Source organism: Streptomyces lydicus (genome assembly GCF_000717345.1).
GTDB lineage: Bacteria > Actinomycetota > Actinomycetes > Streptomycetales > Streptomycetaceae > Streptomyces > Streptomyces lydicus.
This window is the reverse complement of sequence record NZ_JNZA01000029.1, coordinates 38,387-63,525: the sequence shown is the minus strand read 5'-3', so window position 1 is coordinate 63,525 and position 25,139 is coordinate 38,387. Positions and strand designations below refer to the sequence as shown.

Below are 25,139 nucleotides of genomic sequence, written 5' to 3'. Positions count from 1 at the left end.
GGCGGAAGAGGGGCGGCAGGCCCTCAGGCGGCGGTGAGTTCGCTCGCCACGAAGGCCAGCAGCGCGGCGTGCATCGTGTCCGGTCCGGTGCTGTCCGGTGCGGTGGCGAGCACCTGGGTGGCCAGGCCGTCGATCAGCGCGGTGAGCCGCAGCGCGGTGAACTCCGGATCGACGGGGCGGAAGACGCCCTGGTCGATGCCGCGCCGCAAGACGTCGGCGACGGTGGCGCGCCACTGCCGGTAGTAGTGCTCGTGCAGTTGTCCCACGGCGGTGGAGCGGGCGGCCTGCGCCCACAGGTCGAGCCACACCAGCCACTGACGCCTCTGCTGTTCGCTGCGCGGGGTCTGCAGCGCGATCAGGTGCAGCAGCTCCGCGCGGGCGTCGGGGGCCTCGGCCAGGCCCGCGGCGCGCCGGGCGGTGTCCTCGTCCATGCACCAGCGCACGGCCGCTTCCAGCAGTTCGTCGCGGCCGGGGAAGTGGTAGTGCACGGCGGCGGGGCTGGTGCCGCAGGCCGCCGCGATGTCGGCGACCCGTACGCCGTGGAAGCCGTGCTCGGCGATCAGCCGCACGGTCTCCCGGACGATCTGCAGGGGGCGCCCGCCCTCGGGGACGGCCGCCGGCTCGCGGCCGGGTGCCGCCGCCGTCGGCCGCTCAGGGGCGCCCAGCAGCCAGCCGGTGTCGACCCCGCCGATGTCGGCGATGCGCACGATCTCGGCCAGTGCGAAGCGCCGGGTACCGCCGAGTGACCTGGACAGTTTCGAGGGGTCCATGACGATCCGGCGGGCGAACTCGCGCTGGCTGCAGCCGAGCCGGGTGATCACCTGCCGGACACGGCCGGTGACGTCTCCGGCCTCGTCGGTGATCCGGGCTCCGGAGTCCTCTGCGGGGGCGTCCTTCATGGTCCGGGACCGTAACAGGAGCGTTGAGAACATCGCAATGGTGTGGAGGGAGACCAGAGGGGGGAAAGTCCTGTTGTTTCCCGGTTGAGTGGGTGGCGTGATGAGGGTTGCTGATGCGTGAGTCAGGTTCGGTGCGGGTGGGGCGGCCGGAGCGTTCGGGGACGTCGTCCACCCGCCGCGAATCCGGCGAATGTGGCAAAGTGACGACATGGCTGACCGCCGGGGAGCCAAGCGGCCCACCGTGTCGGTGCCGGACGACTGGCCCGCCCACCCGGACCTGACGCTGGCCCTCAACGGCATGGGCGGCTTCGACTGGGACCTCGACAGCGGGCTGATGCACATGGACCCGCCCGCCCTCGAGGTCTTCGACCTGCCCCCGTCCGAGTACGACGACCGGCCCGAGACGCTCAACACCCGCGTCCCGGCTCACGAGGCGTCCCGCCTGGACGCCCTGGTGGCCCGCGCGCTCAAGGACGGCAGCGACTCCTACGGCGCCTACTTCCGGGTACGGCTGCGCGACGGCGGGCTGCGCTGGACGCACACGCAGGGCAGCATCCGCCGCGACCGCTCCGGCCGGCCCCGCCGGATCATCGGCGTGGTCCGCGACGCCAGCCACGAATACACCCATGCGGCCGAGCGGCTCGCGGTCGATGAGGAGCGCCGCCGGCACACCAGCGTCGTCGAGCGGACCACCGCGGCCCTGGCGCACGCCAGAACGGTCCGCGAAGTGATCGCGGTGCTCGCCGACGAACAGGGGCTGAGCCGGCTGGGCGCGGAGAACATCATCCTCGGCCTCGTCGAGGCCGGCCGCATCCGGCTGGTCTCCGAGGGCAAGGCGGGCAGCTTCGTCCCCGACCTGGAGTACACCCGGGTCGGCGACGAATTCCCGATGAGTGAGGTGGTCCGCACCCTCACCCCGCGCTATGTGCACAGCCGCGCCCAGTTCCGGAACAACTACCCGCGGCTGTGGCACGCCATCGAGCCGCTGAACGTCAACTCCGCCGCGTATCTGCCGCTGATCGCCCAGGGCCGCCCGATCGGCGTGATCGGCCTGTTCTTCGAGCGCGAGAGCTCCTTCGGGGACCAGGAGCGCAACGTCCTGCTGGCGCTCGGCAGCAGCATCGCGCAGAGCCTGGCCCGCGCCATGCTCTACGACCAGGAGCACGACCTCGCCGCCGAACTCCAGCAGGCGATGCTGCCGCGCAGGATCCCCGGCGTCCCCGGCGCCCAGATCGCCGTCCGCTACCGCTCCGCCCGGATGGGCCGCGACATCGGCGGCGACTGGTACGACGTCATCCCCCTGCCCAACGGCCGGGTCGCCGCCGTCATCGGCGACGTCCAGGGGCACGACACCCAGGCCGCGGCGCTGATGGGCCAACTACGGATCGTGCTGCGCGCCTACGCCGCCGAGGGGCACAGCCCCGCCACCGTCATGGGCCGGGCCTCCGCCTTCCTCAACGAACTGGAGACCGAGCGCTTCGCCACCTGCATCTATGTGGACGCGGACCTGACCACCGGCGCGGCCCGGATCGTGCGGGCCGGCCATGTGGACCCGCTGCTGCGGCACGCCGAGGGCCTCTGCCGGCGGCTGCCGGTGGCCGGCGGGCTGCCGCTCGGCATCTCCTCCGAATTCCGGCGGCTCGACTACCCCGTCACCACCGTCCAGCTCGCCCCCGGCGACACCCTGCTGCTGTGCACCGACGGGATCGTCGAGCGGCCCGGCATCGATCTCGACGACGGAATGCGGCAGTTGGCCCGCGAGGTCCGCGACGGCCCGCAGGACGTCCAGCAGCTCGCCGACCGGCTCTGCGGGGCGGACCGCGCCGGCGACGACGACATGGCGCTGCTGCTGATGCGCCGCCTCGGCGCCCCCGAGCACGACACCGTGGGGCGCTTCCGGCAGCACATCGCGCCCGCCGACCCCGAAGGGCTCTCCGCGGCCCGGCACATGATCCGGGCCGCGGTGCGCGCCTGGGGCGCGGCCGAACGTTCCGAGGAGATCGAGCTGGTCGCCGACGAGCTGATCACCAACGCGCTGCTGCACACCGACGGCGAGGCGGTGGTCAACATCCGGATGCCGCACAGCGTCGAGCGACGGTTGCGGCTGGAGGTGGAGGACCACTCCAGCAGCCTGCCGCGACGCCGCGAACCGGGCGAGGCCGGCGTCTCGGGGCGGGGACTGCTCCTCGTGGACCGTCTCGCGGATGTCTGGGGTGTGGAGCCGCGCGGCGGCGGAAAGTGCGTATGGTGCGAGTTCAACTGCCCCTGACCGGGAAGGTGCCGGCAAGCAGCGGGGGAACGGACGCCGAGGGATCGGCGCGGTCGAGTGAGGACGGCTCTATGGCATCGCGGGCTGCGGAACAGCGCGAGGAAGCCCGCCAGTCGGCGGCGCGACTGGAGGCGGAAGGCGTACGGAACGTGGCGTTGACCTGGGTGGACAACGCGGGTGTCGCCCGGGTCAAGACCGTCCCGGCCCAGCGGCTCCCGGAAGCCGCCGCGCGCGGCGTCGGGATGTCGCCGGTCTTCGACGTCTTCACCTCCGACGACGCCATCACCGAATCCGACCACCTCGGCGGACCCGACGGCGACCTGCGGCTCTTCCCCGCCCTGGACCGTCTCACCGCCCTCGCCGGCCAGCCCGGCTGGGCCTGGGCGCCGGCCGACCGCTACGACCAGCTCGGAGCGCCGCACCCCGCCTGCCAGCGGCAGTTCGCCCGGCGGATGACGGAACGGGCCGCCGAGGCCGGCCTGGAGCTGCGGATGGGCTTTGAAACCGAGTGGATCGTCACCCGCGCCCCCGAGGGCCACCACCCGGCGGCGGCCGACGCGTACGAGACGCTCGACTACCCCTGTGCGGGGCCCGCGTACGGCATGACCCGGGTCGTCGAACTCTCCGACTACCTCCGCGACGTCACCGAGGCGCTGACCGTCCAGGGCATCGAGGTCCTCCAGCTCCACCCCGAGTACGCGCCCGGCCAGTTCGAGGTCACCACCGCACCGGGCGATCCGGTGCGCGCCGCCGACGACGTGGTGCTGGTCCGCGAGACCGTCCGCGCGATCTCGGCCCGGCACGGGCTGCGCGCCTCCTTCGCCCCCTCGTTCGTCGCCGGGCAGGTCGGCAACGGCTGCCACCTCCACCTCGGCCTGTACCGCGACGGCACGAGCCTGCACCGGACCCCCGAGGCGGCCTGGGGCCTGGCGCCCGACGCGGTGTCCTTCCTCGGCGGCGTCCTGAACGCGCTGCCCGCCCTGCTCGCCATCGGCTGCCCCTCGCCCGCCAGTTACCTGCGGCTGCAGCCCTCCCGCTGGGCCGGGGTCTACCAGTGCTGGGGCGTGGAGAACCGCGAGGCGGCGCTGCGCCTGATCACCGGCGCGCCCGACGACCCCGACGGCGGCCACGCCGAGGTCAAGACCTTCGACGCGGCCGCCAACCCGTACCTCGCCGTCGGTGCGGTGATCGCCGCCGGACTGCACGGCATCGAGTGCGCCACCCAGCTGCCCGAGCCCCAGACCGGTGACCCCGGCGTCCTCGGCGTCCGCGAGCGGGCCCGGCGCGGCATCGTCCGGCTGCCCGCGACCCTCACGGAGGCCACCGACCGCCTGGAGAAGTCGGCGCCGCTGTACGAGGCGATGGGCGGGGTGCTGCACGGCGCGGTGCTCGCGGTCCGGCGCGCGGAGGAGGCGCACTTCGCCGGGAGTGAGGCCGAGGACATCGCCGCCGCCACCCGCTGGCGTTGGTGAGGCCCGCGGACGGCCGGGTGGCCGGCCCCGACGACGGCCTGCCACCACTGGTGGACCACCACTGCCATGGCGTGCTCCGGCACGAACCGGATGCCGGGACGTTCGCCTCGTACCTCACCGAATCGGACCGGCCACCCGCGGCCGGCACCAGCTTCTTCGACACCCAGACCGGGTTCGCCGTGCGCCGCTGGTGCCCGCCGCTGCTCGACCTGCCCGCGCACTGCCCGCCCGAGGACTATCTGGCGCGCCGCCGCGCACTGGGCCCCGACGAGACCCGGCGCCGCCTGCTGCGCGCCGCCGGCATCGGCGCGTACCTCCTGGACACCGGCCTGCCCGGCGACCTGACGGGGCCCGGCGAGACGGCCGCGGCCGGCGGCGGCACCGGGCACGAGGTGGTCCGGCTGGAGACGCTGGCCGAGCGCACCGCGGCCGGCTTCCGGGCGGCCGGGGGACGCGGGGCGGGGGCGGGCGACGCCGGGGAGTTCACCGAGGCCCTCGCGGGGGCCGTCGCGCACGCCGCCCGCACGGCCGTCGCGTTCAAGTCCGTCGCCGCGTACCGCCACGGGCTGGCGCTCGACCCCACCCCGCCCGCGGACGACGCGGTACGGGACGCCGCCCGCGGCTGGCTGGCCGCGGGCGCCCCCCGCCTCACCGATCCCGTGCTGCTGCGCCACCTCATCGCGCTGGCCGTCGCCACCGGCCGCCCGCTCCAGCTCCACACCGGATTCGGCGACCCCGATCTGCGGCTCGACCACGCCGACCCGGCGCTGCTGACCGGCCTCGCCCGGACCACCGCCGGCACCGGCACCGACCTGGTACTGCTGCACTGCTACCCGTACCACCGTCAGGCCGCCTACCTGGCGAGCGTCTTCCCGCACGTCTATGCCGACGTCGGGCTGACCCTCACCCACACCGGCCCGCGCGCCACCGCCGTGCTCGCCGAATTCCTGGAACTGGCGCCCTTCGGCAAGCTGCTCTTCTCCACCGACGCCTACGGCCTCCCCGAGCTGTACACGGTCGGCGCCGCGCTCTTCCGCACCGCGCTGACCGGCGTCCTGGGGGAGTGGACGGCGAGCGGCGCATGGTCCGAGGCGGACGCCCGGCGGGTCGGCGCGATGATCGCCGCGGAGAACGCCCGCCGGGTCTACCGGCTCCCGGCGACCGGCGCCCCGGCAGGCGAGGGCTGACCCGACGGTCCGCCGTGTAAGGGGCACCCGGCGCGGGCACCTCTTCCCGCCCTGCCGTCCGGTGCGGGCCGGCCCCGTGCTTTACTGCGCCGCGTGGCCCCTACAACGACCTCCGGCGACACCTCGCAGGCACGACCGGAAAAGCGCGAAAAGCCCCTGCGTTCCCGGATATTCGCCGATCTGACCCCGCTGCGCACCTCGCCGGACTACCGCCGCCTGTGGTGCGGCAACACCATCTCCTGGATGGGCCAGCAGATGACCGCGCTCGCGGTCTCCCTGCAGGTGTACGCCATCACCCGGTCCACCTTCGCGGTCGGTTTGGTGGGCCTGTGCTCGCTGGTCCCGCTGGTCGTCTTCGGGCTCTACGGCGGCGCCATCGCCGACACCGTCGACCGCCGCAAGCTGGGCCTGGCCAGCGCCGCGGGCGCGACCGCGATGTCCGTCACGCTGGCCGGCGCGGCGCTGGCCGGCTACCACCGGGTCTGGCTGCTCTACACCGTCGTCGCCCTCCAGGCCGTGTGCTTCGCGATGAACTCCCCGGCCCGCTCGTCGATGATCCCCCGGCTGCTGCCGACCGAGCAGCTGCCGGCCGCCAACGCCCTCAACTCCCTGACCAGCAACCTCGGTCTGATGGGCGGCCCGATGCTGGGCGGGGTCATCGTCGGGCTGTGGGGCTACCAGGCCGCCTACCTGATCGACGTGGTGGCCTTCAGCGGCTCCCTCTACGCGATGTGGCGCCTGCCGTCGATGCGCCCCGAGCAGGCGGACGGGCCGCGGCGCCGCGCCTCCGTGCTCGACGGGCTGCGGTTCCTCGCCACCCGCCCCAACCTGCGGATGACGTTCTTCTCCGACCTGGCGGCGATGGTGCTGGCCCAGCCGCGTGCCCTGTTCCCCGCCATCGCGGTGCTCTGGTTCGCCGGGGACGCCAAGACCGTCGGGCTGCTCGTCGCCGCGCCCGCCGTCGGCGCGGTCCTCGGCGGGCTGTTCTCCGGCTGGCTCGGCGGGATCCGCCGGCACGGCCTGGCGATCCTCATCGCGGTGGCCTCCTGGGGCGCCGCCATCGCCTGCTTCGGGCTCTCCCGGCACCTGTGGCTCGGGCTGGTCTTCCTGGCCGTGGCCGGCTGCGCGGACACCGTCTCGATGGTGTTCCGCAGCACCATGCTCCAGGCCGCCACGCCGGACGCCATGCGCGGGCGGCTCCAGGGCGTCTTCATCGTCGTGGTGGCGGGCGGACCCCGCCTGGGCGACTTCCTCGCCGGCTCGGCCGCCGACCTGACCTCCCCGGCCACCGCAGTGGTCGGCGGCGGCCTGGCCTGCGTCCTGGTGGTCACCGCCCTGGGCCTCGGCCGCCGCGCCTTCGCCCGTTACGACGCCCGCGACCCGCAGCCCTGAGGGAGGGGGAGGGCGGGGCGTTCGCCGGGCCTCGTCGTCTCTGTGGAGGTGGGTGGGGGCGTGGCCTGGTCTGTGTCGTGGTGGTCACCGCCCCGGCCTCGGTCGTCGTCGCCAACGTCCGCTGCGACGCCCGCGATCCGCAGCGCTGACGGACCAGGAGGCGCGCGTCGTGCCCGCCGGCCGGGCCGCGACGGGCCCCCGGGCTACGGCGTCTCGGGGCCACGGGCCAGCAGTCCGGTGAGTGCCCGGTGGACGACTCGTTCGAAGACGGCGGGGGCGTCGCCCGGTGGGGTGGCTTCTCGGCCGGCCAATGCCTGGGCCAGCAGCGGATGTTCACTGCCGCGGGCCGCGGTGCTCAGATAGGCGGCCTGGGCCGCCTGGCGTGCGGTCGGTGACCGGTGGCTCTGCAGTTCGGCGCGGCAGAGCATCGTGACCAGGGCACTCAGCGCGGCGATCGCCTCCAGCTTGCTCCGGCCCGGCAGCTGGAGGGGGGCGAGGGCGCCGAGGGCGTATTCGAGGTGGTCCAGCCCGCGCGGGCCCAGCCGCAGCGCCTCCGGCGGGACCTCCATCAGCCAGGGGTGCCGGAGGTGCACCTCCCGGCTGCGCAGGGCCAGGGCCACCAGGTCCGCGACCGGGTCGCCGGTCGGCGCCACCGTGAGGTCGATCTCGCCGGTCACCGCGTCCGTCATCAGATCCAGCAGGTCGTCGCGGCCGGCGATGTAGCGGTAGAGCGACGCGGGGCCGGTGCCCAGTTCCCCGGCCACCTGCCGTACGGACACCGCCGCCAGCCCGCCCGCGTCGGCCAGCCGGATCGCGGCCCGGGTGAGCTGGGCGCGGCTCCGTTCGGGCGCGGGCCCGCGCGCTCCCCGATCGGGACGGTCCCACACCAGCACCGGTTCCTCGGCCACCTGACCCCTCTCCTGTTCGTCGTCGCGCTCTGCCGCCTAGAGTAATAACTGCGAACGCTGATCGCAGTATTGAGGAGGGGCACATGACAACCTGGACTCCGGTCCGCCGGGCCCACAACGGACGGATCGCGCTGGCCTACGACCGGCTGACCGGGCACCCGGGCCAGGAACCGCTGCTGCTGGTGACGGGCCTGGGGGTCTCCCGGCTCTGGTGGCCGGACGGCCTCGCCGGGGCACTGGCCGCGCAGGGCTTCGCGGTGGCGCGCTACGACCAGCGCGACGCGGGGGAGTCGACGCACCTGCCGCCCACCGCGACCCGCAGCCCCCTCACCGCGCCGGTGCGCGGCCGCGGGTCGGCCTACACCGCCGAGGACATGGCCGACGACGCCGTCGCCGTGCTGGACGCCCTCGGCTGGGAATCGGCCCACCTGTTCGGTCAGTCGCTCGGCGGCGCGGTCGCCCAGCGCATCGCGCTGCGCCACCCCCGGAGGGTGCGGACACTGACCTCGGTGTCGGCCGTCCCGGCCGATGCGGCGGGCGTGCGCACCCTGCGCCACCTCCGCCTGCGGACGCTCGTGAAGCTCGCCCGCATGCGTCACCCCGCCACCCCGGAAGGCGACATCGAGGCCGGGATCGCCCTGGCCCGGCTCCTGCACTCACCCGCCCACCCGCTCGACGAGCAGGCCACCAGGGAACGCATCACCGCCATCGCCGACACGGGGGTCCGGGACGGGCGCAGTCAGAGCCGTCAGATCGGTGCCCGGTGGCACGGTCCCGGTATCCACGAGATCGCGGTCCCGACCCTGGTCCTGCACGGCGCGGACGACCCCCTCGTCAAACCCTCCGCCGGCCGCGCCGTCGCGGCCCGGGTCCGCGGCGCCCGGTTCGTCGAGCTGCCCGGCGTCGGCCACGACCTCCCGGAAGCCGTCTGGCAGGACGTCGCCCGCCGGGTGCGCCGGCTCGCCGACGGGTGAGGAGGCCAGGGCCCGTGCTGCCCGGGGAGGCGGTGCTACAGCAGCACCGGCGTCAGGTCCGGGTCCTCGAAGCCCTCGTCGTCGAAGGGGTAGAGCGGACGCCGCACCTTGCGGTGGCCGAGGCGCAGCAGGTCCTGGTCCACCCCGCCCGGGGTGAGGGCGAGCAGCCAGTCGGCGGCCATCGCGTGCAGTTCGGGTTCCAGATAGCCGATCTTCACCACCAGCAGGTCGTAGGCCAGCGGGTCCAGCGCGCCGAAGTCCGCGCGGGTGTGGAACGGGGTGCGGCGCTCGGTCAGTACGACGGTGACCCCGCCGCGGGTGACCGCCGCGCTCCGGCCGCGCCCGTCGTACGCCGGATTGCCCCGCGGTCCACCAGGGGCGGGGGAGGCGGCCGGGCCGTCGAGGGCGGTGACCGTACCGGTCAGTTCGTACGGCTCCGCGTGCGGGCCGGTGCCCGCGCTGAACCGGCCGCCCACGCGGAGCGTGACCTCGGCACCCACCCCGGCGTCGCAGCAGACGGCGACCGCCTCCGGGTCGGTCAGGCCCGGGTGCAGCGCGGTGACCCGGCCGCCGGCCAGCTCCTCGTGGGCCAGCAGCCGGCCCAGCATGTACGGCAGGTCGCCCGCGCCGCCCGCGGTGGGATTGTCGCCGGAGTCGCTGATCACGAACGGGCGGGCGGTGGAGGCCACGGCGCGGGCGATGCACGCGTCGGCGTCGCCGGTCGGGCCGACGAACACGAAGTCGCGGCGGGCGTCCCAGTACGCCCGGGCCAGCAACCCGGCCTGGGCGACGGCAAGTCGGGGGTCGTCCGCGGTGACCACCACCGCGGCCCGGCAGCGCTCCTCGTCCGCCCAGGCGTAACCGACCCAGAGCGCGGCGTCCACCACCCCGTCGAGTGCCTCGACGGCGGCCAGCCGGCCGTAGAGCGACTTCGCCGGTTCGAGGCGGGTGCTGGTCTTCTCGCCGGGGAGGAGGACGGGCACCTGCACCCAGGCGCGGTGTGGGCGGCCCCGCCCGGTGGCCAGTCGCTCGACCAGCTTGCGGGCGGCGCGCTCGCGGGTCTCCCAGGCGTCCTCGTGCGGCGCCAGCCGGTGCGCGGTCAGCAGGTCGAGAGGCGCGGCGAAGCGGCGCGAGACATTGCCGTGCAGGTCCATGGCCGCGGAAATGAGGGTGGCGGGGCCGGTGGCGGCCCGTACGGCCTCGGTGAGGTCGGCCTCCGCGTCCTCCAGGCCGACCACGCTCATCGCGCCGTGGATGTCGTACACCAGGCCGTCCAGCGGCCCCGACTCCCTTGTCCGGGCGGTCAGTTCGGCCTTGACGCGGTCGTACGTGGCGCGCTCCACCGGCCCGCCGGGGACCGCCACCGCATGCACCAGCGGCACCCACTCGACGAGCCCGGCCGGCCAGGCGTCCGGCCGGGTCCAGGCGTAGCGGTCGAGCAGCTCGCGCCCCCGGGTGACGCGGAAGTCGTCGTAGGCCGAGCGGTGCGGGCAGAACTGGCTGGACTCGATGGCCATGCCGCCGATGCCGATGCGCAGGGGCCGGGTGCGGGGGCGGGGGCCGGTCGGTACGGGCATGAGGGTTCACTCTCCCTGGGGTGGCGGGCGGGACGGGTGGTGAGACGGGGCGGCCGGGCCGGGCTCAGCGGGGCGCGTTGGGCCCGGCCGCCAGGCACAGCACGGCATGGCCCGCCCCCAGCAGACCCGCGTCCGGGCCGTGGACCGCCGCGTCGATGGCGAGTTCGCTGGTGGCCATCGGCAGGCAGCGCTCGTAGAGCGTGCCGCGCACCGCCGCGACCAGCGGCTGGGCGGCGGCGAGGGCGCCCCCGACGACGACCGCCTCGGGGTTGAAGAAGTTCACGACGACGGCCAGCACCGTGCCGATGTCCCGGCCGGCCTGCCGTACGAGGGTGGTGGCGTGCGCGTCGCCGTCCTCGACCAGCCGCAGGATGTCGGCGGCGGAGTCGGCGCGGAGCCCCCGGGCGCGCAGCGCGGCGGCGATCGCGGCACCGCTGGCCACCGTCTCCAGACAGCCGATGTTGCCGCAGGAGCAGGGCAGTTGGGCCGCCCGGTCCACCCTGACGTGGCTGATGTCGCCGGCCGAGCCGCGGGCGCCCCGGTGCAGCCGGCCGTCGCTGATGACGCCCGAACCGATGCCGCGGCCCGCCTTGACCACGACGAGGTGGCGGCGGGTGGGGCGGGCCGCGCGGTGTTCCCCCAGCGCCATCATGTTGGCGTCGTTGTCCAGCAGGACCGGCAGGCCCAGGCGGTCCGCGAGCCGGTCGCGCAGCGGGAACAGGTGCCAGCCGGGCATCCGGGAGGGCGCGATGATCCGCGCGCCGTCCGCGTCGACCGGGCCGGGGAACCCCAGCCCCACGCCGCGCACCGCACGCCCGGCCGCACGCTGCCGCTCGGCCAGCGCCGCCAACTGCCCGGCGAGCGCGTCCAGGGCGCTGTCCGGGCCGGCGGTCAGATCGAAGGCCAGGTCCTCGGCGTCGAGGACGCCGCCGGTCAGCCCGACCGCCCCGGTACGGATGTGGTGGCTGCCCAGGTCCGCGGCCAGGGCGACCGCGCCCCGGTCGGCGACGCGCAGCAGCCGGGGGCGCCGGCCGCCGCGGGAGGCGCCCTCACCGGACTCGGTCAGCAGACCGGCCTCGACGAGTTCCTGGACGCGGGCGGAGACGGTGGACGCGGCGAGCCCCAGCTCGCGCACGAGGTCGGCGCGCGAGGTGGCGGAGCCGTTCGCGACGAGTTCGAGGACGTGCGCGGCGGAGCCGCGCTGCTCGCCGGAGGCGGTCATGAGGGCGCCTTTCGCGGGGCCGGTGCGGGGCGGTGAAGCGGCGACTTGATGCGGTGTCCGAAAGAAGTCGCCGCGTCAACTCGCCGACAGTACAACCCGATCGGGCCGCTTTCGCCAAGGTCTTGACTTCTTTTCTCGGCCGTCCGTACTTTGCTCGCACTCCTCGACCGGCCGACCCCCGGAGGCAGCAATGGGCCTGCGCACCACCCGAATACGCGGGCTGCTGGGGCGCTGGGCGGCCACCGCCCTGCTCGGCCTCCCGGCGCTGGTCGGCTGCGGCCCGGCTGGCAACGTTGTCACCGAGCTGGGCGCCACCGGCGGCACCCCGGTCGAGGGCGGCACCGCCACCATGGCCCTGCCACCCGCCTCCACCCCCAACTGGATCTTCCCGATCGGGGCTCCCGGCTATCTGGCCTCGTACAACAGCGCCATCCAGGACCTGCTGTTCCTGCGGCTGTTCACGCCCGGGCAGAAGGGCGACGCGCTGACCATGGATTCGCCCCGCAACCTCGCAGAAATGCCCCGCTACAGCGACCACAACACCACCGTCAGCATCACCCTGAAAAAGGGCTACGCATGGTCCGACGGGACGCCGGTCACCACCCGCGACGTGAAGTTCTGGTTCGATCTGATCAAGGACAACAAGCGGGAATGGGCCGGCTATTCACCGAAACTGATGCCCGACGACGTCAAGGAATTCGAGACCGTCGACAACCGCACGTTCCGGCTCCGGCTGGACCGCGCCTACAACCCCACCTGGTTCACGGCCAATGAACTCCAGGACTTCGTCGCCCTGCCCGTCCACGCCTGGAACCCCCGCGGCGAGAGCCCCCGACGGGCCTTCGCCCGGCTGATGCGGCACGCCAAGCAGTTCTCCCGCTTCGCCACCGATCCGCTGTGGAAGACGGTCGACGGGCCCTGGCGGATCGAGAAGTGGACCACCTCGGGCCAGGTCTCCCTCGTTCCCAACCGGGCCTACCGCGGACCCGACAAACCCCGTCTCGACCGGGTGGTCCTCAAGCCCTTCACCACCGCGGACTCCGAATTCAACGTCCTGCGGGCCGGCGGCGTCGACTACGGCTACCTCCCGCCGGCGGTCATGGCGCAGTCGCGGCAGTTCAAGGAGCGGGGATACCGCATCGACCCCTGGGAGGGCTGGGCGGTCACCTACCTCGTGCTCAATTTCCACCACCCCACCGTGGGAGCGCTGCTGCGCCAGGACTATCTGCGCCAGGCGCTCCAGCACCTCATCGACCAGAAGGGCATCTCACGGGTGATCTGGCACGGCAGCGCCGCGCCCACCCTCGGCCCGGTCCCCGCCGGACTCCTCGACGACGAGCCCTACCCCTACGACCCGGGCCGGGCGAGAGCGCTGCTGGCCGGGCACGGGTGGGCGGAGCGGGACGGCACGCTGCGCTGCGTACGGCCGGGGACCGGTGCGGACCGGTGCGGCGCGGGCGTCAGGGGCGGCCAGGAACTGCGGCTGTCGCTGCTGTCCCAGTCCGGCTCGACCGAGACCTCCAACACCATGCAGGCCGTCAAGTCCGACTTCGCCAAGGCGGGCATCGTCCTCGACGTCCGGCAGCAGCCGCTGAACACCGTCCTCGGCACCACCGTCCCCTGCGAGCGGACCGAGCCGCGGTGTGCGCAGTGGCAGCTGGGCTTCTTCGGCACCCAGGGCAGCTGGTACTTCCCGCCCGACCCCAGCGGAGAAAAGATCTTCGCCACCCACGCCCCCTCGAACATGGGCAGTTGGTCCGACCCGGAGACCGACCGGCTGATCCGCGCCACCGAGTACTCGGCCGAGCCGGCCGCGCTGCGCGACTACGGCCGCACGGTGGCCCGCCGGCTCCCCGTCCTGTGGACGCCCAACCCGGCCTACCAGGTCTCCGCCATCCGCAACGACCTGCGTGGCGTCGACCAGAACCCGACGCTGTCCCTCGCCCCGCAGAACTGGTACTACGTCAAGAAGGGCGGTGCCGGACGGTGATCCGCTTCCTGGCCAAGCGCCTCACGCAGGCGCTGGTCGTGCTGCTGCTGGTCTCGGTCCTCGTCTTCGTCCTGCTGCACCTGCTCCCCGGCGGCCCGGCCCGCGCCATCCTCGGCGTCCAGGCCACCCCGGACGCCGTCGCGCACTTCAACCACCAGCAGGGCTACGACCGTTCGCTGCCCGAGCAGTACGTCAGCTACCTCGGCCGGCTGCTCACCGGCGACCTCGGCGAGTCGTACAAGCTCAACCAGAGCGTCGCCTCGCTGCTGGCCGAGCGGCTGCCGAAGACCGCCCTGCTGGCCGGGCTGGCCCTCGCCCTCGCCGCGGTGGTCGCCGTACCGCTCGGCGTTCTCCAGGCCGTACGGCGGGGCAGGGCCGCCGACTACCTGCTGACCGGGGTGGCGTTCCTCGCCTACGCCACCCCGGTCTTCTTCCTCGGCCTGGTCCTCATCCTGGTCTTCGGCCAGCAACTCCAGCTGCTGCCGGCCGAAGCGCCGCAGGCCGACACCGTCGGCGGCATCCTCGCCCAGGCCCCCGCGCTCGTCCTGCCCGTCGTGACCGCCGCGCTCGGCATCGTCGCCGCCTTCAGCCGCTACCTGCGCTCCGCCGTCCTCGACAACCTCGCCGAGGACTACGTCCGCACCGCGCGCGCCAAGGGCCAGTCGAACGCCCGGATCATGGCCCGGCACGTGCTGCGCAACGCCCTCATCCCGCTGGCCACGCTGCTCGGCCTCTACCTCCCCACCCTCTTCAGCGGCACCCTCGTCGTCGAGTCGATGTTCAACTACCCGGGAATGGGGCTGCTGTTCTGGAACGCGGCCCAGAGCTCGGACTTCCCCGTGCTGCTCGGCGTCACCCTCGTCGTCGGTGTCGCCACCGTCCTCGGCTCCCTGCTCGCCGACCTCGCCTATGCCCTCCTCGACCCGCGCATCAGGAGCGTGACGTGACGATCCCAGCCCTCGACGCCGTGGGCGCCGGCCCGCCGGACGCCGCCCCGGCCGTCCCCGGTCCGGCCCGCCGCGCCCTCGCCGCCCTCACCCGCAACAAGCTCGCCCTCGCCGGCGCGCTGGTGCTGCTCGCCCTGTTCGCCTTCTGCTTCCTCGGCCCGCTGCTCCACCCCACCGACCAGATCCACACCGACCTCGCCCAGGCCGGCCGCGCCCCCGGCGTCGGCCACCCGCTGGGCACCACCGACCTCGGCTACGACCAGCTCGGACGGCTGATGTACGGCGGCCGCACCTCCCTCGAAGTCGGCCTGGCCGCCGGGCTGCTGGCCACCCTCCTCGGCACGGTGTACGGAGCGGTCGCGGGCTACTGCGGCGGCTGGGTGGACGCCGTGCTGATGCGGATCACCGACGCGGCGCTCGCCATCCCCGCGCTCTTCCTGCTCGTCGTGGTCGCCACCCTCATCACCCCAAGCAAACCCGTCCTCATCCTGATCATCGCCTCCGTCGCCTGGCTCTCGCCGGCCCGCCTGATCCGCGGGGAGGCGCTGGCGCTGCGCAGCCGCGACTACCTCCACGCGATGCGGCTGATGGGCGGCGGCGGGGGCCGCGCCGTCTTCCGGCACATCGTCCCCAACGCCGTCGGCACCGTCCTGGTCAACGCCACGTTCCAGGTGGCTGACGCCATCCTCTACGTCGCCTACCTCTCCTTCCTGGGCCTGTCCGTCCCGCCGCCCGCCGCCGACTGGGGCTCGCTGCTCTCCGCCGGCATCACCTACACCCAGGTCGGCCACTGGTGGCTGATCTTCCCGCCGGGCCTGGCGATCGTGCTGGTCGTGGCCGCCTTCAACTGCCTCGGGGACGGCCTGCGGGACGCCTTCGACGTACGGCCGGCGAAGGGCTGACGCGGATGCCGACGACCCGGTGCACCCCCGGAAGAGCCGAAGCGAGGACCACACCATGACCGACCCGCTGCTGCGCGTCGAGGACCTGCACGTCGAGATCGCCGGCCGCGGCGGCACCGTCCGCGCCCTCGACGGCGTCGACCTCACCCTGGCCCCCGGCGAGGCGCTGGGCATCGTCGGCGAATCCGGCTGCGGCAAGACCATGACCGCGCTGTCCGTCCTCGGCCTGCTGCCGCCCGGCGGCCGGGTCACCGGCGGCCGGATCCTGTTCGACGGCACCGACCTCGCCGCCGCCCCCGAGCGCGTGCTGCGGGGCATCCGCGGCAACACCGTCGGCATGGTCTTCCAGGATCCGCTGACCTCGCTCAACCCCACCGTCACCCTCGGCGCCCAGGTCGCCGAACCCCTGCTGCTGCACCGGAAGGTGAGCCGTGCCGAGGCATGGGCCAAGGCCGAGGAGACCCTGCGGCTGGTCGGCCTGCCCCGCCCCGCCGAGCGGCTCAGGCACTATCCGCACCAGCTCAGCGGCGGGATGCGGCAGCGCGTCGCGATCGCCATGGCGCTGATCTGCGAACCCCGGCTGCTGATCGCCGACGAGCCGACCACCGCCCTCGACGTCACCACCCAGCACCAGATCCTGGAACTCCTCGACGAGCTGCGCACCCGGCTCGGCATGGCGCTGATCCTGGTCACCCACGACCTCGGCGTGATCGCCCGCCGGGTCGACCGGGTCGCGGTGATGTACGGCGGCCGGATCGCCGAACGCGCCCCCGTACGGCCGCTGTTCGCCGCCCCGCGGCACCGCTACACCCAGGCCCTGTTCGCCGCGCTCCCCGACGCCGCCACCGACGCCGGCCGGCCGCTCGCCACCGTCCCCGGCCTGCCGCCGTCCCTGACGAGCCGCCCCACCGGCTGCCGCTTCGCGCCCCGCTGCGGCTTCGCCACCGACCTCTGCCGCGCCGCCGAGCCGGAGCTGACCGACGGCCTCGACGGCGCCGCGCCGGCCGACACCGCGCACGCCGTGGCCTGCTTCCACCCCGCGGATCCCGCCGCCGGCGACCCGGCCGCCGCACTGCTCCCGCCACATCCGGCCGGGGAGGCGAGGGAGCCCGGGACGGCCGGGACCCTGGGCAATACCGGCGAACCCCTGCTGCGGCTGGCCGGGCTCAGCAAGACCTATCCACTGCACGCGAGCCCCTTCGCCCGCCGCGGGCCGGGCGCGCGGGGCCGTGAGATCAGCGCGGTGGCCGGGGTCTCGCTCACCGTCCGGCGTGGCGAGACCTTCGGCATCGTGGGGGAGTCCGGCTGCGGCAAGTCCACCCTCGGCCGGATGGTCGTCGGCCTGGAGCCGCCCACCGCCGGCAGCGTCCACTTCGCCGGCCGCGACCTCGCCACGCTGACCAAGCGGGAACTGCGGGCGCACCGGCGCCGGGTCCAGCTGATGTTCCAGGACTCCTCCGCGGCCATGGACCCCCGGATGCGGGTGGGCGCGGTGCTGCGCGAACCCCTGGTCATCCAGGGCATCGGCGACCGGGCGGAGCAGCGGCGGCGGGTCGCCGGGCTGCTGGACGACGTCGGGCTGCCGCGCGGCGCGGTGGACCGCTATCCGCACGAGTTCTCCGGCGGCCAGCGGCAGCGGCTCGGCCTGGCCCGCGCGCTGGCCCTGTCGCCCGCGCTCGTCGTCGCCGACGAACCGGTCTCCGCGCTCGACGTCTCCGTCCAGGCGCAGATCCTCAACCTGATGCGCGCGCTGCAGCGCGAGAAGGGGATCGGCTACCTCTTCATCTCGCACGACCTGGCGGTGGTACGGCACCTCGCCGACTCGGTCGGGGTGATGTACCTCGGCAAGCTCGTCGAGACCGGCCCCGCCCGGCAGGTCTTCGCCCGCCCGCTGCACCCGTACACCCGCGGGCTGCTGGACAGCGCCAACACGCCCGACCCCGACGCCCCGCCGCCCGTCTCCCCGCTCGGCGGCGAGACGCCGTCGGCCGCCGCCCCGCCCTCCGGCTGCCGCTTCCGCACCCGCTGCCCGCGCGCGGCCGGACTCTGTGCGACCACGGAGCCGCCGCCGACCGAGCCGGAGACCCCCGGCCACCGGGTGGCCTGCCACTTCCCGCTCACGTCGGCGGGCAGCCGGGGCCTCAGTAGCGGGTGAGCGCGGTCGGCCCGTACGCCGTGCCGAGGGCAAGGTGCGGGTGCGCGGACGGGCGCAGCCAGGACAGGATCCACGCCATCGCCCCGGCCGGCACGGACACGCAGCCGGCCGTGGCGCCCTTGCCGTTGACGTGGAGGAAGATCCCGGCGCCCCGGCCGTGCACCGGGCGGTCGTAGTTGAAGCCGGTGACCAGCGCCCGGCCGTACTGCACCGGGTAGTCCGCGAGCCGCTCGGACTCGGCGGCCGCGCAGTCCGCGGGCCGCGGGTCCACCCAGCGGTTGTACGACGCGGAGGCGTTGTCCTCGCACCACCACGAGTCCGGGCCGACCCGGCGGTACGGCATGGCGGTGCCGGGCGGTGCGGCCTCGGTGCCGAAGGCGAACGGCAGGTCGTACAGGCCGGTGGGCGTGGTCGAGGTGCCCTGCACCCGGGTGGTGCCCTCGGTGAGCCCGCCCGAGCCGAAGCGGGCCGGTGCCGAACCGGCCTGCCGCCAGCGCCCGTTGTGCCGCTGCCACCACACCACCGTCCCCCTGGTGGCGTCCGCCGTGGGCGCCTCGGCGGTGATCAGCTGGGCCCCGCCGCCGGTGTCGGCCATGCGGTGCGGGAGGGGGACGGCGGCACCGGCCGCGGCGGGCGGGGCCAGGGCGGCCACCGTGAGCAGCGCCGCGCAGACGACGGGAGCCGCCGCGCGCCGAGCGCTCCGGCCCCGCGGCGCGCGCCGCGGCCCTGCCGGCGTCCGGGGCGGGGGCGTCCTGCGCCGTCCCGGGGTCCGCCGCGGGGACGTCGTGCGGGTGCGCGTCATGGGCATGACCGCACGCTAGCGGGCCGGCCGCCCGCCCGGCGCCGTCCGATCAGGTCATATACGCCCGCTTCCGCCGGTCCGCAACCGCGTCCGCGGCGATCCGTCGTGCGCCGGAGCCATGGACGGGCGAAACTCGGGTACGGGGGCTCATGTGCCACCAGCTGTTCATTGGAGGCCCGCAGTGCAGCGGCAACCGCATACGCGAAGTGAGCGCCCGTACGACCGCGACCCGCAGCCCACGCCCCCGGACCCCGGCGGCCCGCCGCCGAACCCCGTCCCGGACCCGCTCCCCGGACCGCCGGTCCCGCCCCCGCCACCCGAACCGATACCGCCGGAGCCGTCGCCGATACCCCGTCCGCCCGGGCCCGACCCGGTGCCGGACCCGTCCCCGGCTCCCTCACCGCTTTCCTAGGAGCCGCCCGGACCCGAAGCCCCAGGACCGCGGATTCCCCGTCAGCGCGGGCACTGCCACCCGCACACGAAGGAGGTGCTGATCATGGCCATCGCCACGGTCAACCCGGCCACCGGCGAGACCCTCAAGACCTTCGACGCGCTCAACGCGGGCGAGATCGAAGACCACCTGGTCAGGGCGGAGCAGGCATTCCAGGAACACCGGGTGACGTCCTTCGCCCGGCGCAAGGAGCTGATGCTCAAGGCCGCCGACCTGCTGGAGGCCGACCAGGACGGCATCGCCCGCCTGATGACCACCGAGATGGGCAAACCGGTGACCCAGGCCCGCGCGGAGGCCGCCAAGTGCGTCAAGACCATGCGCTGGTACGCGGAGCGGGCCGAGGCGCTGCTCGCCGACGAGTACCCCGACCCGGCCGACGTCCGTGACTCGGGTGCCGTGCGCGCCGTGGTCCGCTACCGCCCCATGGGCACCGTCCTCGCGGTGATGCCGTGGAACTTCCCGCTCTGGCAGGTCGTACGGTTCGCCGCGCCGGCGCTGATGGCGGGCAACACCGGACTGCTCAAGCACGCCTCGAACGTCCCGCAGACCGCGCTCTACCTGGAGGAGCTGTTCCGCCGGGCCGGCTTCCCCGAGGGCTGTTTCCAGACCCTGCTGATCGGCTCCGGCGCCGTCGAGGACATCCTGCGCGACCCGCGGGTGGTCGCCGCGACCCTCACCGGCAGCGAGCCCGCCGGCCGCGCGGTGGCCTCGGTCGCCGGTGACGAGATCAAGAAGACCGTCCTCGAACTGGGCGGCAGCGACCCGTTCCTCGTGCTGCCCTCCGCCGACCTCGACAAGGCGGCCCGGGTGGCCGTCACCGCGCGCGCCCAGAACAACGGCCAGTCCTGCATCGCGGCCAAGCGGTTCATCGTGCACAGCGCCGTCTACGACGCCTTCACCGAGCGGTTCACCGCGCGCATGGCCGCACTGAAGGTCGGCGACCCGATGGAGGAGACCACCGATGTGGGGCCGCTCTCCAGCGAGCAGGGCCGCTCCGATCTGGAGGAGCTGGTCGACGACGCGGTCCACCAGGGCGCGACCGCGCTGTGCGGTGGGCGGCGGCCGCCCCAGCACCGCGCCGGCTGGTTCTACGAGCCGACGGTCCTCGCCGGCATCACCCCCGGCATGCGCATCCACCACGAGGAGGCGTTCGGCCCGGTCGCCACGCTCTACCGCGTCGATGACGTCGACGAGGCGGTGCGGGTCGCCAACGACACCCCGTTCGGCCTCAGTTCCAACGCCTGGACCCGCGACCCGGACGAAAAGGTGCGGCTGGCACGGGACCTGGAGGCCGGCGGCGTCTTCTTCAACGGCATGACCGCCTCCCACCCCGGGCTCCCCTTCGGCGGGGCCAAACGCTCCGGCTACGGGCGGGAGTTGTCGGGGCACGGCATCCGCGAGTTCTGCAACATGACGACCCTGTGGTACGGCCCGGAGGACTGAAACCGAACGGTTTCCGCCGGGCGCGCCAGGGTGTACGGTCCCGGGCAGGCCGGGCCGTCCAACGGCCAGGTTGGTCGGCCCGGCCGCCGGCCGGGAGGGCTCCCGGCCCCAGGTCGCCCTAGGCGTGGGCCCCCGCGGGCGCCGCCACCGGACGGGTCTGCCGTGCCCGGTGCCGCAGCGTGGCCTTGCGGGTCGCCACGTCGACGGTGTACGCGTCGATGGTCAGCCGCGCGCCGGAGACCTTCAGCACCATGAACCCGTGGTCGGAGAAGTTCTGCCAGGCCGCGGGGTGGGTGAAGTGCGCCTTGCCGTCCTCCGTCTTGGCGGACGCCCCGCACACCACCTGCCGGGTGCCGCCGGTGCGCGCCGTCGGCTCCAGTATCTGCAGCGTGTGGTCGTGCCCGGACAGGATCAGATCGGCCCGGCCGCACACCACCTTCTCGTACATGTCCTTCAGGTGGACCCCGCTGGTGTAGTTCCCGATCTCGAAGCCGTCGTAGGAACCGGCGCTGCCGTGCTTGCCGTTGTTGAGGTACGGGTGGTGGCTCAGCACCACCTTCCAGCGGGCCCGCGAGGCGGGCAGCGCACCGTCCAGCCAGCTCCGCTGCTCGCGCATGTACGGCCCGTCCCAGCGGTAGTACGGGTCGAGCTGGGCGACGTACGACGACCACGGGATCGTGTCGATCGCGAAGAACTCCACCAGCGGCTCGGCGGCCGGCAGCGGCACGCTGTAGTAACGGCCCGGCATGTACCAGCGCTTGGAGGTCTTGGCGTAGGAGACCTCGCGGTCCCCGCGGGACGGGTCGCCGCCGCTGCCGGGTATCAGCCCCGAGCAGTCGTGGTTGCCCAGCACCATCAGCCAGGGCACGTCGATGCCGTTGTTGGGCTTCTCGAACTTGTCCTGGAACTCCGAGTCGTGGTCGGACTCCGGCCCGTTCTCGTAGATGTTGTCCCCCAGGCCCACCGCGAGCCCGATGCCCTCGGCCCGGCAGACGTCCCGGGCGGCGGCGGCCACCGCGTACTGCGCCTCGTCGCCGGTGCCCGCGTCCCCCGTGACCAGGATCGCGAACTCACCCTTGCCGTCGGGGTGTTCGGGGAACGGGAAGGCTCCGGGCACCCCCGGCCTGGTCGCGGCCGCGGCGGGCGACTGGGCCTGGGACGGCAGCACCGCCAGTGCCGCGCCGGCCATCGCGCCGCCCAGCAGCGTCCGCCGGTTCACCCACTGCACCGCTCGCCCCGTCGTGGGCACCGGCGGAGTCCCGGCCGCCGCCGAGCCGGCCCGCAGCCACTCCTGCTCGGTCATGTCCGCCTGCGGCGGGATCAGTTCGTCCTCACACATGCCTGGTTTTTCTCATGGCCGGCGGGGCCGATGGTGACGAAAAGATGAAGCGCAGGTGGACGTATGGCGATCAACGGCCGGGGGGTTACGCGTCGGTAACCACGTGTCCCCGCACGGCGGCGGGGCGTGAGAAAAGTGGGGCACCGGACCCCGCTTGCACCCCCCCGCGCCGGTGGGGAGGGCGGGTGCCTAACCGTTCGCCAGCCGGCGCAGGGTGCGGCCCAGACGGCGCACGTACAGCCGCTGGAAGACGGGGACCAGCGGGCCGGCGAGACGGGTGAGCGGTACGGCCGGGCGGCTGAAGGCGGTCACGGTGAACCACACCGAACCGTCCGCGCGCAGCTCGGCCAGGAACGCCTCCTCCCCGCACTCGGGGTGCCCCGCGCGCGTGCCGTACGCGAAGCCGACGCGGTCCTCCCCGGCGACCGCCCACACCACCCGGCAGGGCGCCCGCAGCCGCAACGGGCCGACGCCCAGCGACACGTCGACGGCGACCCCGGGCTCGGCCCGCGGGGCGTCGGCCCGGATGACGGTGCCGGCCGCGCGGTGCATCCGGAAGGTGGTGATCGCCTCACCCGCCGCCCGCAGCACCTGACGGCCGTGGCCGAGCGGCACCTCCTCGACGAGGTGGTGATAGCCGCCGGGCAGCGGCCTGCGCCGGGTGCCGCCCTCCTCGGGGTAGGTCAGATCGCTCACGCTGTGCTCCTGGAGACCCGGCCGCGGGGGCCGACGGGTGACGGAGGGCGACAGTACGCCGCCCCCGGCCGCCGCGCTACGCGGGGTCCGGCGCGCCGTGCCGCCCGGCGCCCGCGGCGAAGCGGGCCGCGCCCTCCCTCGCCTCGGCCAGCACCGCCCGGCCGTGCCGGAGCTCGCCGGCCAGCGCGGTCGCCTCGTCCAGGCCCTCCTGCTCCAGCAGGGAGGCCCGGTCGCTGCGCAGACACGCCTGCGGGAAGCGGGCGATCTCCGCGGCCAGCAGCTCCGCCTCCGCGCGCGCCGTCCCGGTCGGCACCACGCGGTTGGCCAGCCCGATGTCCAGGGCCTCCGCCGCCGGCACCGGCCGTCCCGTCAGCACCAGGTCACTCGCCCGGCTCGCACCGATCAGCCGCGGCAGCCGGACCGTACCGCCGTCGATCAGCGGCACGCCCCACCGCCGGCAGAACACCCCGAAGACCGCGTCCTCCTCGGCGATCCGCAGGTCGCACCAGAGGGCCAGTTCCAGGCCGCCTGCCACGGCGTGTCCCGCCACCGCGGCGATCACCGGCTTGGACAGCCGCATGCGGGTGGGCCCCATCGGGCCGTCGCCGTCCTCCGCGACACGGTTGCCGCGTCCGGTGCCGATCGCCTTGAGATCGGCACCCGCGCAGAACGTCCCGCCCTCACCCCACAGCACCGCTACCCGCGCCGTGTCGTCCGCCTCGAACTCCCGGAAGGCGTCGGCGAGGTGGCGCGCGGTCGGGCCGTCCACCGCGTTGCGGGCCGCCGGCCGGGACAGCACCACCGTCGTCACCGGCCCGGCCCGCTCGATCCGCACGGCCATCAGGCCGCGCCCCCGGCCGGCTCCGCGCCCGTCGTCCGGGGCCGGGCGCGCTCCAGGACCGCCGTCAGATCGACACCGGGCGGCAGGGTGCCGAAGGCGTTGCCCCACTCCCCGTCGAGCCGGGAGGCGCAGAAGGCATCGGCGACGGCCGGGTGGCTGTGCCGTACCAGCAGCGAAGCCTGGAGAACCAGCGCCATCCGCTCGGCCAGCGACCGTGCCATCAGCTGCGCCCGCTCGGGGTTGGCCAGGGAGCCGAGCGCCTTGCGCAGCCCGGCCACCGCCGCGTCCAGCCGCCGGTCGGCGCCCGCCGCGCCCTCCACCTCGGCGAAGTACGCGTCCAGCGCGGCCGGTTCGCGCTCCAGCGCCCGCAGCACGTCGAGCGCCGCGACATTGCCCGAGCCCTCCCAGATGGACAGCAGCGGCGCCTCCCGGTACAGCCGCGGCATGCCCGAGTCCTCGACGTAGCCGTTGCCGCCCAGGCACTCCAGCGCCTCCGCCGCATGGCTGCTGCCCCGCTTGCACACCCAGTACTTGCCGGCCGCCAGCGCCAGCCGGCGCAGCGCCGCCTCCTGGGCGTCGCCGGCCTGCGACCGGTCCACCGCGGTCGCCAGCCGCAGGCCCAGCAGGGTCGCCGCCTCCGACTCGATCGCCAGGTCCGCGAGCACCGACCGCATCAGCGGCTGCCGGTCCAGCTCCCGGCCGAACGCCCGGCGGTGCGCGGTGTGGTGCAGCGCCTGCCGCAGCCCCGCCCGCATGCCGGCGGCCGACCCCAGCACACAGTCCAGCCGGGTCATGTTCACCATCTCCACGATGGTCCGCACCCCGCGGCCGGGCTCGCCGACCGGCCAGGCCACCGCCTGCTCGTACTCGATCTCGGAGGAGGCGTTGGAGCGGTTGCCCAGCTTGTCCTTGAGCCGCATCAGGCGCATCCCGTTGCGGGTGCCGTCCGGCAGCACCCGCGGCAGCAGGAAGCAGCTCAGCCCCTCGTCGGTCTGCGCCAGCGCCAGGAACACATCGCTCATCGGCGCGGAGGTGAACCACTTGTGGCCGGTGAGGCGGTACGTGCCGTCGCCGGCCGGCACCGCGCGCGTGGTGTTGGCCCGTACGTCGGAGCCGCCCTGCTTCTCCGTCATCGACATGCCCGCGATCAGACCCGCCTTGGTGAGCGGGGCGCGCAGCCCGAAGTCGTACGTCCGGGCGGTCAGCAGCGGCTCGTACCGCGCGGCGAGCTCGGGTGCGGCACGCAGCGCGGGGACGGCGGCGTACGTCATCGACACCGGACAGCCGTGCCCCGGCTCGGCCTGCGACCAGACGTAGAACTTGGCGGCGCGCACCAGGTGCGCGCCGGGCCGGCTGTCGGCCCACGGCGCGGCGTGCAGCCCGTGCTCCACCGCGACGGTCATCAGCTGGTGCCAGGCGGGGTGGAACTCCACCTCGTCGATGCGGTGCCCGGTCCGGTCGTGGGTGTGCAGCCGGGGTGGCTGCTCCTCCGCCCAGCGGGCCTGATCCTGCACCGCCGCCGAGCCGGCCAGCGCGCCGAGCTCGGTCACCTCCCGCACGCCCCACTCGGCGCCGTCCCGGCGCAGCGCCTCCAGCAGGGCCGGCTCGTCCGCCGTGCTGAACCCGGTCAGCGGCGGGGCCTGATTCACGACTTCATGGGTGACGGTCATACC

General features: G+C 74.5%; 19 protein-coding genes. 10 read left to right on the top strand and 9 right to left on the bottom strand.

The genetic code is table 11. The annotated features are described in order from the left end of the window. Positions 1-23 precede the first annotated feature (23 nt). Positions 24-899: a TetR/AcrR family transcriptional regulator gene (locus OO62_RS25445; protein WP_033269894.1), complete on the bottom strand. Its 876-nt coding sequence runs from the start codon at positions 897-899 to the stop codon at positions 24-26. A gap of 208 nt (positions 900-1,107) precedes the next feature. On the opposite strand from OO62_RS25445, the gene OO62_RS25440 reads away from it, so the two are divergent. The 4 genes from OO62_RS25440 (at position 1,108) to OO62_RS25425 (ending at position 7,219) form a co-directional block, all read left to right on the top strand. Continuing rightward, a complete protein-coding gene (locus OO62_RS25440) occupies positions 1,108-3,168 on the top strand; it encodes a SpoIIE family protein phosphatase (RefSeq protein ID WP_033269893.1) in 2,061 nt (686 codons plus the stop codon). Between the two features lie 71 nt (positions 3,169-3,239). Continuing rightward, the gene (locus OO62_RS25435; protein ID WP_033269892.1) at positions 3,240-4,640 is read left to right on the top strand and encodes a glutamine synthetase family protein; all 1,401 of its coding nucleotides are present in this window, start codon (positions 3,240-3,242) and stop codon (positions 4,638-4,640) included. Beyond that, a complete protein-coding gene (locus OO62_RS25430) occupies positions 4,634-5,827 on the top strand; it encodes an amidohydrolase family protein (protein WP_078617348.1) in 1,194 nt (397 codons plus the stop codon). Before OO62_RS25435 ends, OO62_RS25430 begins: the two co-directional genes overlap by 7 nt. 93 nt (positions 5,828-5,920) lie before the next feature. Beyond that, positions 5,921-7,219: an MFS transporter gene (locus tag OO62_RS25425; protein ID WP_051733583.1), complete on the top strand. Its 1,299-nt coding sequence runs from the start codon at positions 5,921-5,923 to the stop codon at positions 7,217-7,219. Positions 7,220-7,422: 203 nt separating this feature from the next. Here the strand turns inward: OO62_RS25425 and OO62_RS25420 are convergent, their stop codons facing one another. Continuing rightward, positions 7,423-8,127, bottom strand: coding sequence for a TetR/AcrR family transcriptional regulator (locus OO62_RS25420; RefSeq protein ID WP_033269891.1), 705 nt, complete (start codon positions 8,125-8,127; stop codon positions 7,423-7,425). Between the two features lie 83 nt (positions 8,128-8,210). On the opposite strand from OO62_RS25420, the gene OO62_RS25415 reads away from it, so the two are divergent. Continuing rightward, entirely contained in the window at positions 8,211-9,101 is an 891-nt protein-coding gene (locus OO62_RS25415) for an alpha/beta fold hydrolase (RefSeq protein ID WP_033269890.1), read from the top strand. Between the two features lie 35 nt (positions 9,102-9,136). On the opposite strand, the gene OO62_RS25410 is transcribed toward OO62_RS25415, so the two are convergent. Both OO62_RS25410 and OO62_RS25405 read right to left on the bottom strand, forming a co-directional pair. Then, positions 9,137-10,678, bottom strand: a complete 1,542-nt coding sequence (locus tag OO62_RS25410) for a M81 family metallopeptidase (RefSeq protein ID WP_033269889.1) — start codon at positions 10,676-10,678, stop codon at positions 9,137-9,139. A gap of 64 nt (positions 10,679-10,742) precedes the next feature. Beyond that, positions 10,743-11,900: an ROK family transcriptional regulator gene (locus OO62_RS25405; protein ID WP_033269888.1), complete on the bottom strand. Its 1,158-nt coding sequence runs from the start codon at positions 11,898-11,900 to the stop codon at positions 10,743-10,745. Between the two features lie 190 nt (positions 11,901-12,090). Here OO62_RS25405 and OO62_RS25400 point away from each other — a divergent pair, with 190 nt between their 5' ends. The 4 genes from OO62_RS25400 to OO62_RS25385 are packed head-to-tail and all read left to right on the top strand — an operon-like array spanning position 12,091 to position 17,894. Then, positions 12,091-13,890, top strand: a complete 1,800-nt coding sequence (locus tag OO62_RS25400; protein ID WP_051733582.1) for a peptide ABC transporter substrate-binding protein — start codon at positions 12,091-12,093, stop codon at positions 13,888-13,890. Continuing rightward, positions 13,887-14,837 carry an ABC transporter permease gene (locus tag OO62_RS25395; RefSeq protein WP_033269887.1) on the top strand — a complete coding sequence of 317 codons (951 nt, stop codon included), beginning with the start codon at positions 13,887-13,889 and terminating at the stop codon, positions 14,835-14,837. Before OO62_RS25400 ends, OO62_RS25395 begins: the two co-directional genes overlap by 4 nt. 2 nt (positions 14,838-14,839) lie before the next feature. Beyond that, positions 14,840-15,739, top strand: coding sequence for an ABC transporter permease (locus tag OO62_RS25390; protein WP_033269922.1), 900 nt, complete (start codon positions 14,840-14,842; stop codon positions 15,737-15,739). A 55-nt stretch (positions 15,740-15,794) separates the two neighbouring features. Further along, on the top strand, positions 15,795-17,894 hold the full coding sequence (locus OO62_RS25385; RefSeq protein WP_033269886.1) for an ABC transporter ATP-binding protein: 2,100 nt from the start codon (positions 15,795-15,797) through the stop codon (positions 17,892-17,894). Here the strand turns inward: OO62_RS25385 and OO62_RS25380 are convergent. Then, a complete protein-coding gene (locus OO62_RS25380; protein ID WP_398742066.1) occupies positions 17,881-18,489 on the bottom strand; it encodes a L,D-transpeptidase family protein in 609 nt (202 codons plus the stop codon). The two genes, OO62_RS25385 and OO62_RS25380, sit on opposite strands and share 14 nt — an antisense overlap. Positions 18,490-19,192: 703 nt before the next feature. Here OO62_RS25380 and OO62_RS25375 point away from each other — a divergent pair. After that, positions 19,193-20,590, top strand: a complete 1,398-nt coding sequence (locus OO62_RS25375; protein WP_033269920.1) for an NADP-dependent succinic semialdehyde dehydrogenase — start codon at positions 19,193-19,195, stop codon at positions 20,588-20,590. Positions 20,591-20,708: 118 nt separating this feature from the next. Here OO62_RS25375 and OO62_RS25370 read toward each other — a convergent pair whose 3' ends face one another. The 4 genes from OO62_RS25370 to OO62_RS25355 form a co-directional block, all read right to left on the bottom strand. Then, positions 20,709-21,929, bottom strand: a complete 1,221-nt coding sequence (locus OO62_RS25370; protein ID WP_078617346.1) for a metallophosphoesterase — start codon at positions 21,927-21,929, stop codon at positions 20,709-20,711. 189 nt (positions 21,930-22,118) lie between these two features. Next, positions 22,119-22,625, bottom strand: a complete 507-nt coding sequence (locus OO62_RS25365; protein WP_033269885.1) for a DUF1990 domain-containing protein — start codon at positions 22,623-22,625, stop codon at positions 22,119-22,121. A 76-nt stretch (positions 22,626-22,701) separates the two neighbouring features. Further along, positions 22,702-23,466 (bottom strand): crotonase/enoyl-CoA hydratase family protein, encoded by a 765-nt coding sequence (locus OO62_RS25360; RefSeq protein WP_033269884.1) that lies wholly within the window; start codon positions 23,464-23,466, stop codon positions 22,702-22,704. Further along, on the bottom strand, positions 23,466-25,136 hold the full coding sequence (locus OO62_RS25355) for an acyl-CoA dehydrogenase family protein (protein ID WP_033269883.1): 1,671 nt from the start codon (positions 25,134-25,136) through the stop codon (positions 23,466-23,468). The genes OO62_RS25360 and OO62_RS25355 overlap by 1 nt, the downstream gene beginning before the upstream one ends. Positions 25,137-25,139: the final 3 nt, after the last annotated feature.

Excerpts from the sequence above, each read along its gene's own strand:
- OO62_RS25385 (WP_033269886.1), top strand. The coding sequence starts at position 15,795 with ATGACCGACCCGCTGCTGCGCGTCGAGGACCTGCACGTCGAGATCGCC.
- OO62_RS25360 (WP_033269884.1), bottom strand. The coding sequence starts at position 23,466 with ATGGCCGTGCGGATCGAGCGGGCCGGGCCGGTGACGACGGTGGTGCTG.
- OO62_RS25405 (WP_033269888.1), bottom strand. The coding sequence starts at position 11,900 with ATGACCGCCTCCGGCGAGCAGCGCGGCTCCGCCGCGCACGTCCTCGAA.
- OO62_RS25435 (WP_033269892.1), top strand. The coding sequence starts at position 3,240 with ATGGCATCGCGGGCTGCGGAACAGCGCGAGGAAGCCCGCCAGTCGGCG.
- OO62_RS25375 (WP_033269920.1), top strand. The coding sequence starts at position 19,193 with ATGGCCATCGCCACGGTCAACCCGGCCACCGGCGAGACCCTCAAGACC.
- OO62_RS25415 (WP_033269890.1), top strand. The coding sequence starts at position 8,211 with ATGACAACCTGGACTCCGGTCCGCCGGGCCCACAACGGACGGATCGCG.
- OO62_RS25445 (WP_033269894.1), bottom strand. The coding sequence starts at position 899 with ATGAAGGACGCCCCCGCAGAGGACTCCGGAGCCCGGATCACCGACGAG.
- OO62_RS25380 (WP_398742066.1), bottom strand. The coding sequence starts at position 18,489 with ATGGCCGACACCGGCGGCGGGGCCCAGCTGATCACCGCCGAGGCGCCC.
- OO62_RS25410 (WP_033269889.1), bottom strand. The coding sequence starts at position 10,678 with ATGCCCGTACCGACCGGCCCCCGCCCCCGCACCCGGCCCCTGCGCATC.
- OO62_RS25355 (WP_033269883.1), bottom strand. The coding sequence starts at position 25,136 with ATGACCGTCACCCATGAAGTCGTGAATCAGGCCCCGCCGCTGACCGGG.
- OO62_RS25440 (WP_033269893.1), top strand. The coding sequence starts at position 1,108 with ATGGCTGACCGCCGGGGAGCCAAGCGGCCCACCGTGTCGGTGCCGGAC.
- OO62_RS25400 (WP_051733582.1), top strand. The coding sequence starts at position 12,091 with ATGGGCCTGCGCACCACCCGAATACGCGGGCTGCTGGGGCGCTGGGCG.
- OO62_RS25370 (WP_078617346.1), bottom strand. The coding sequence starts at position 21,929 with ATGTGTGAGGACGAACTGATCCCGCCGCAGGCGGACATGACCGAGCAG.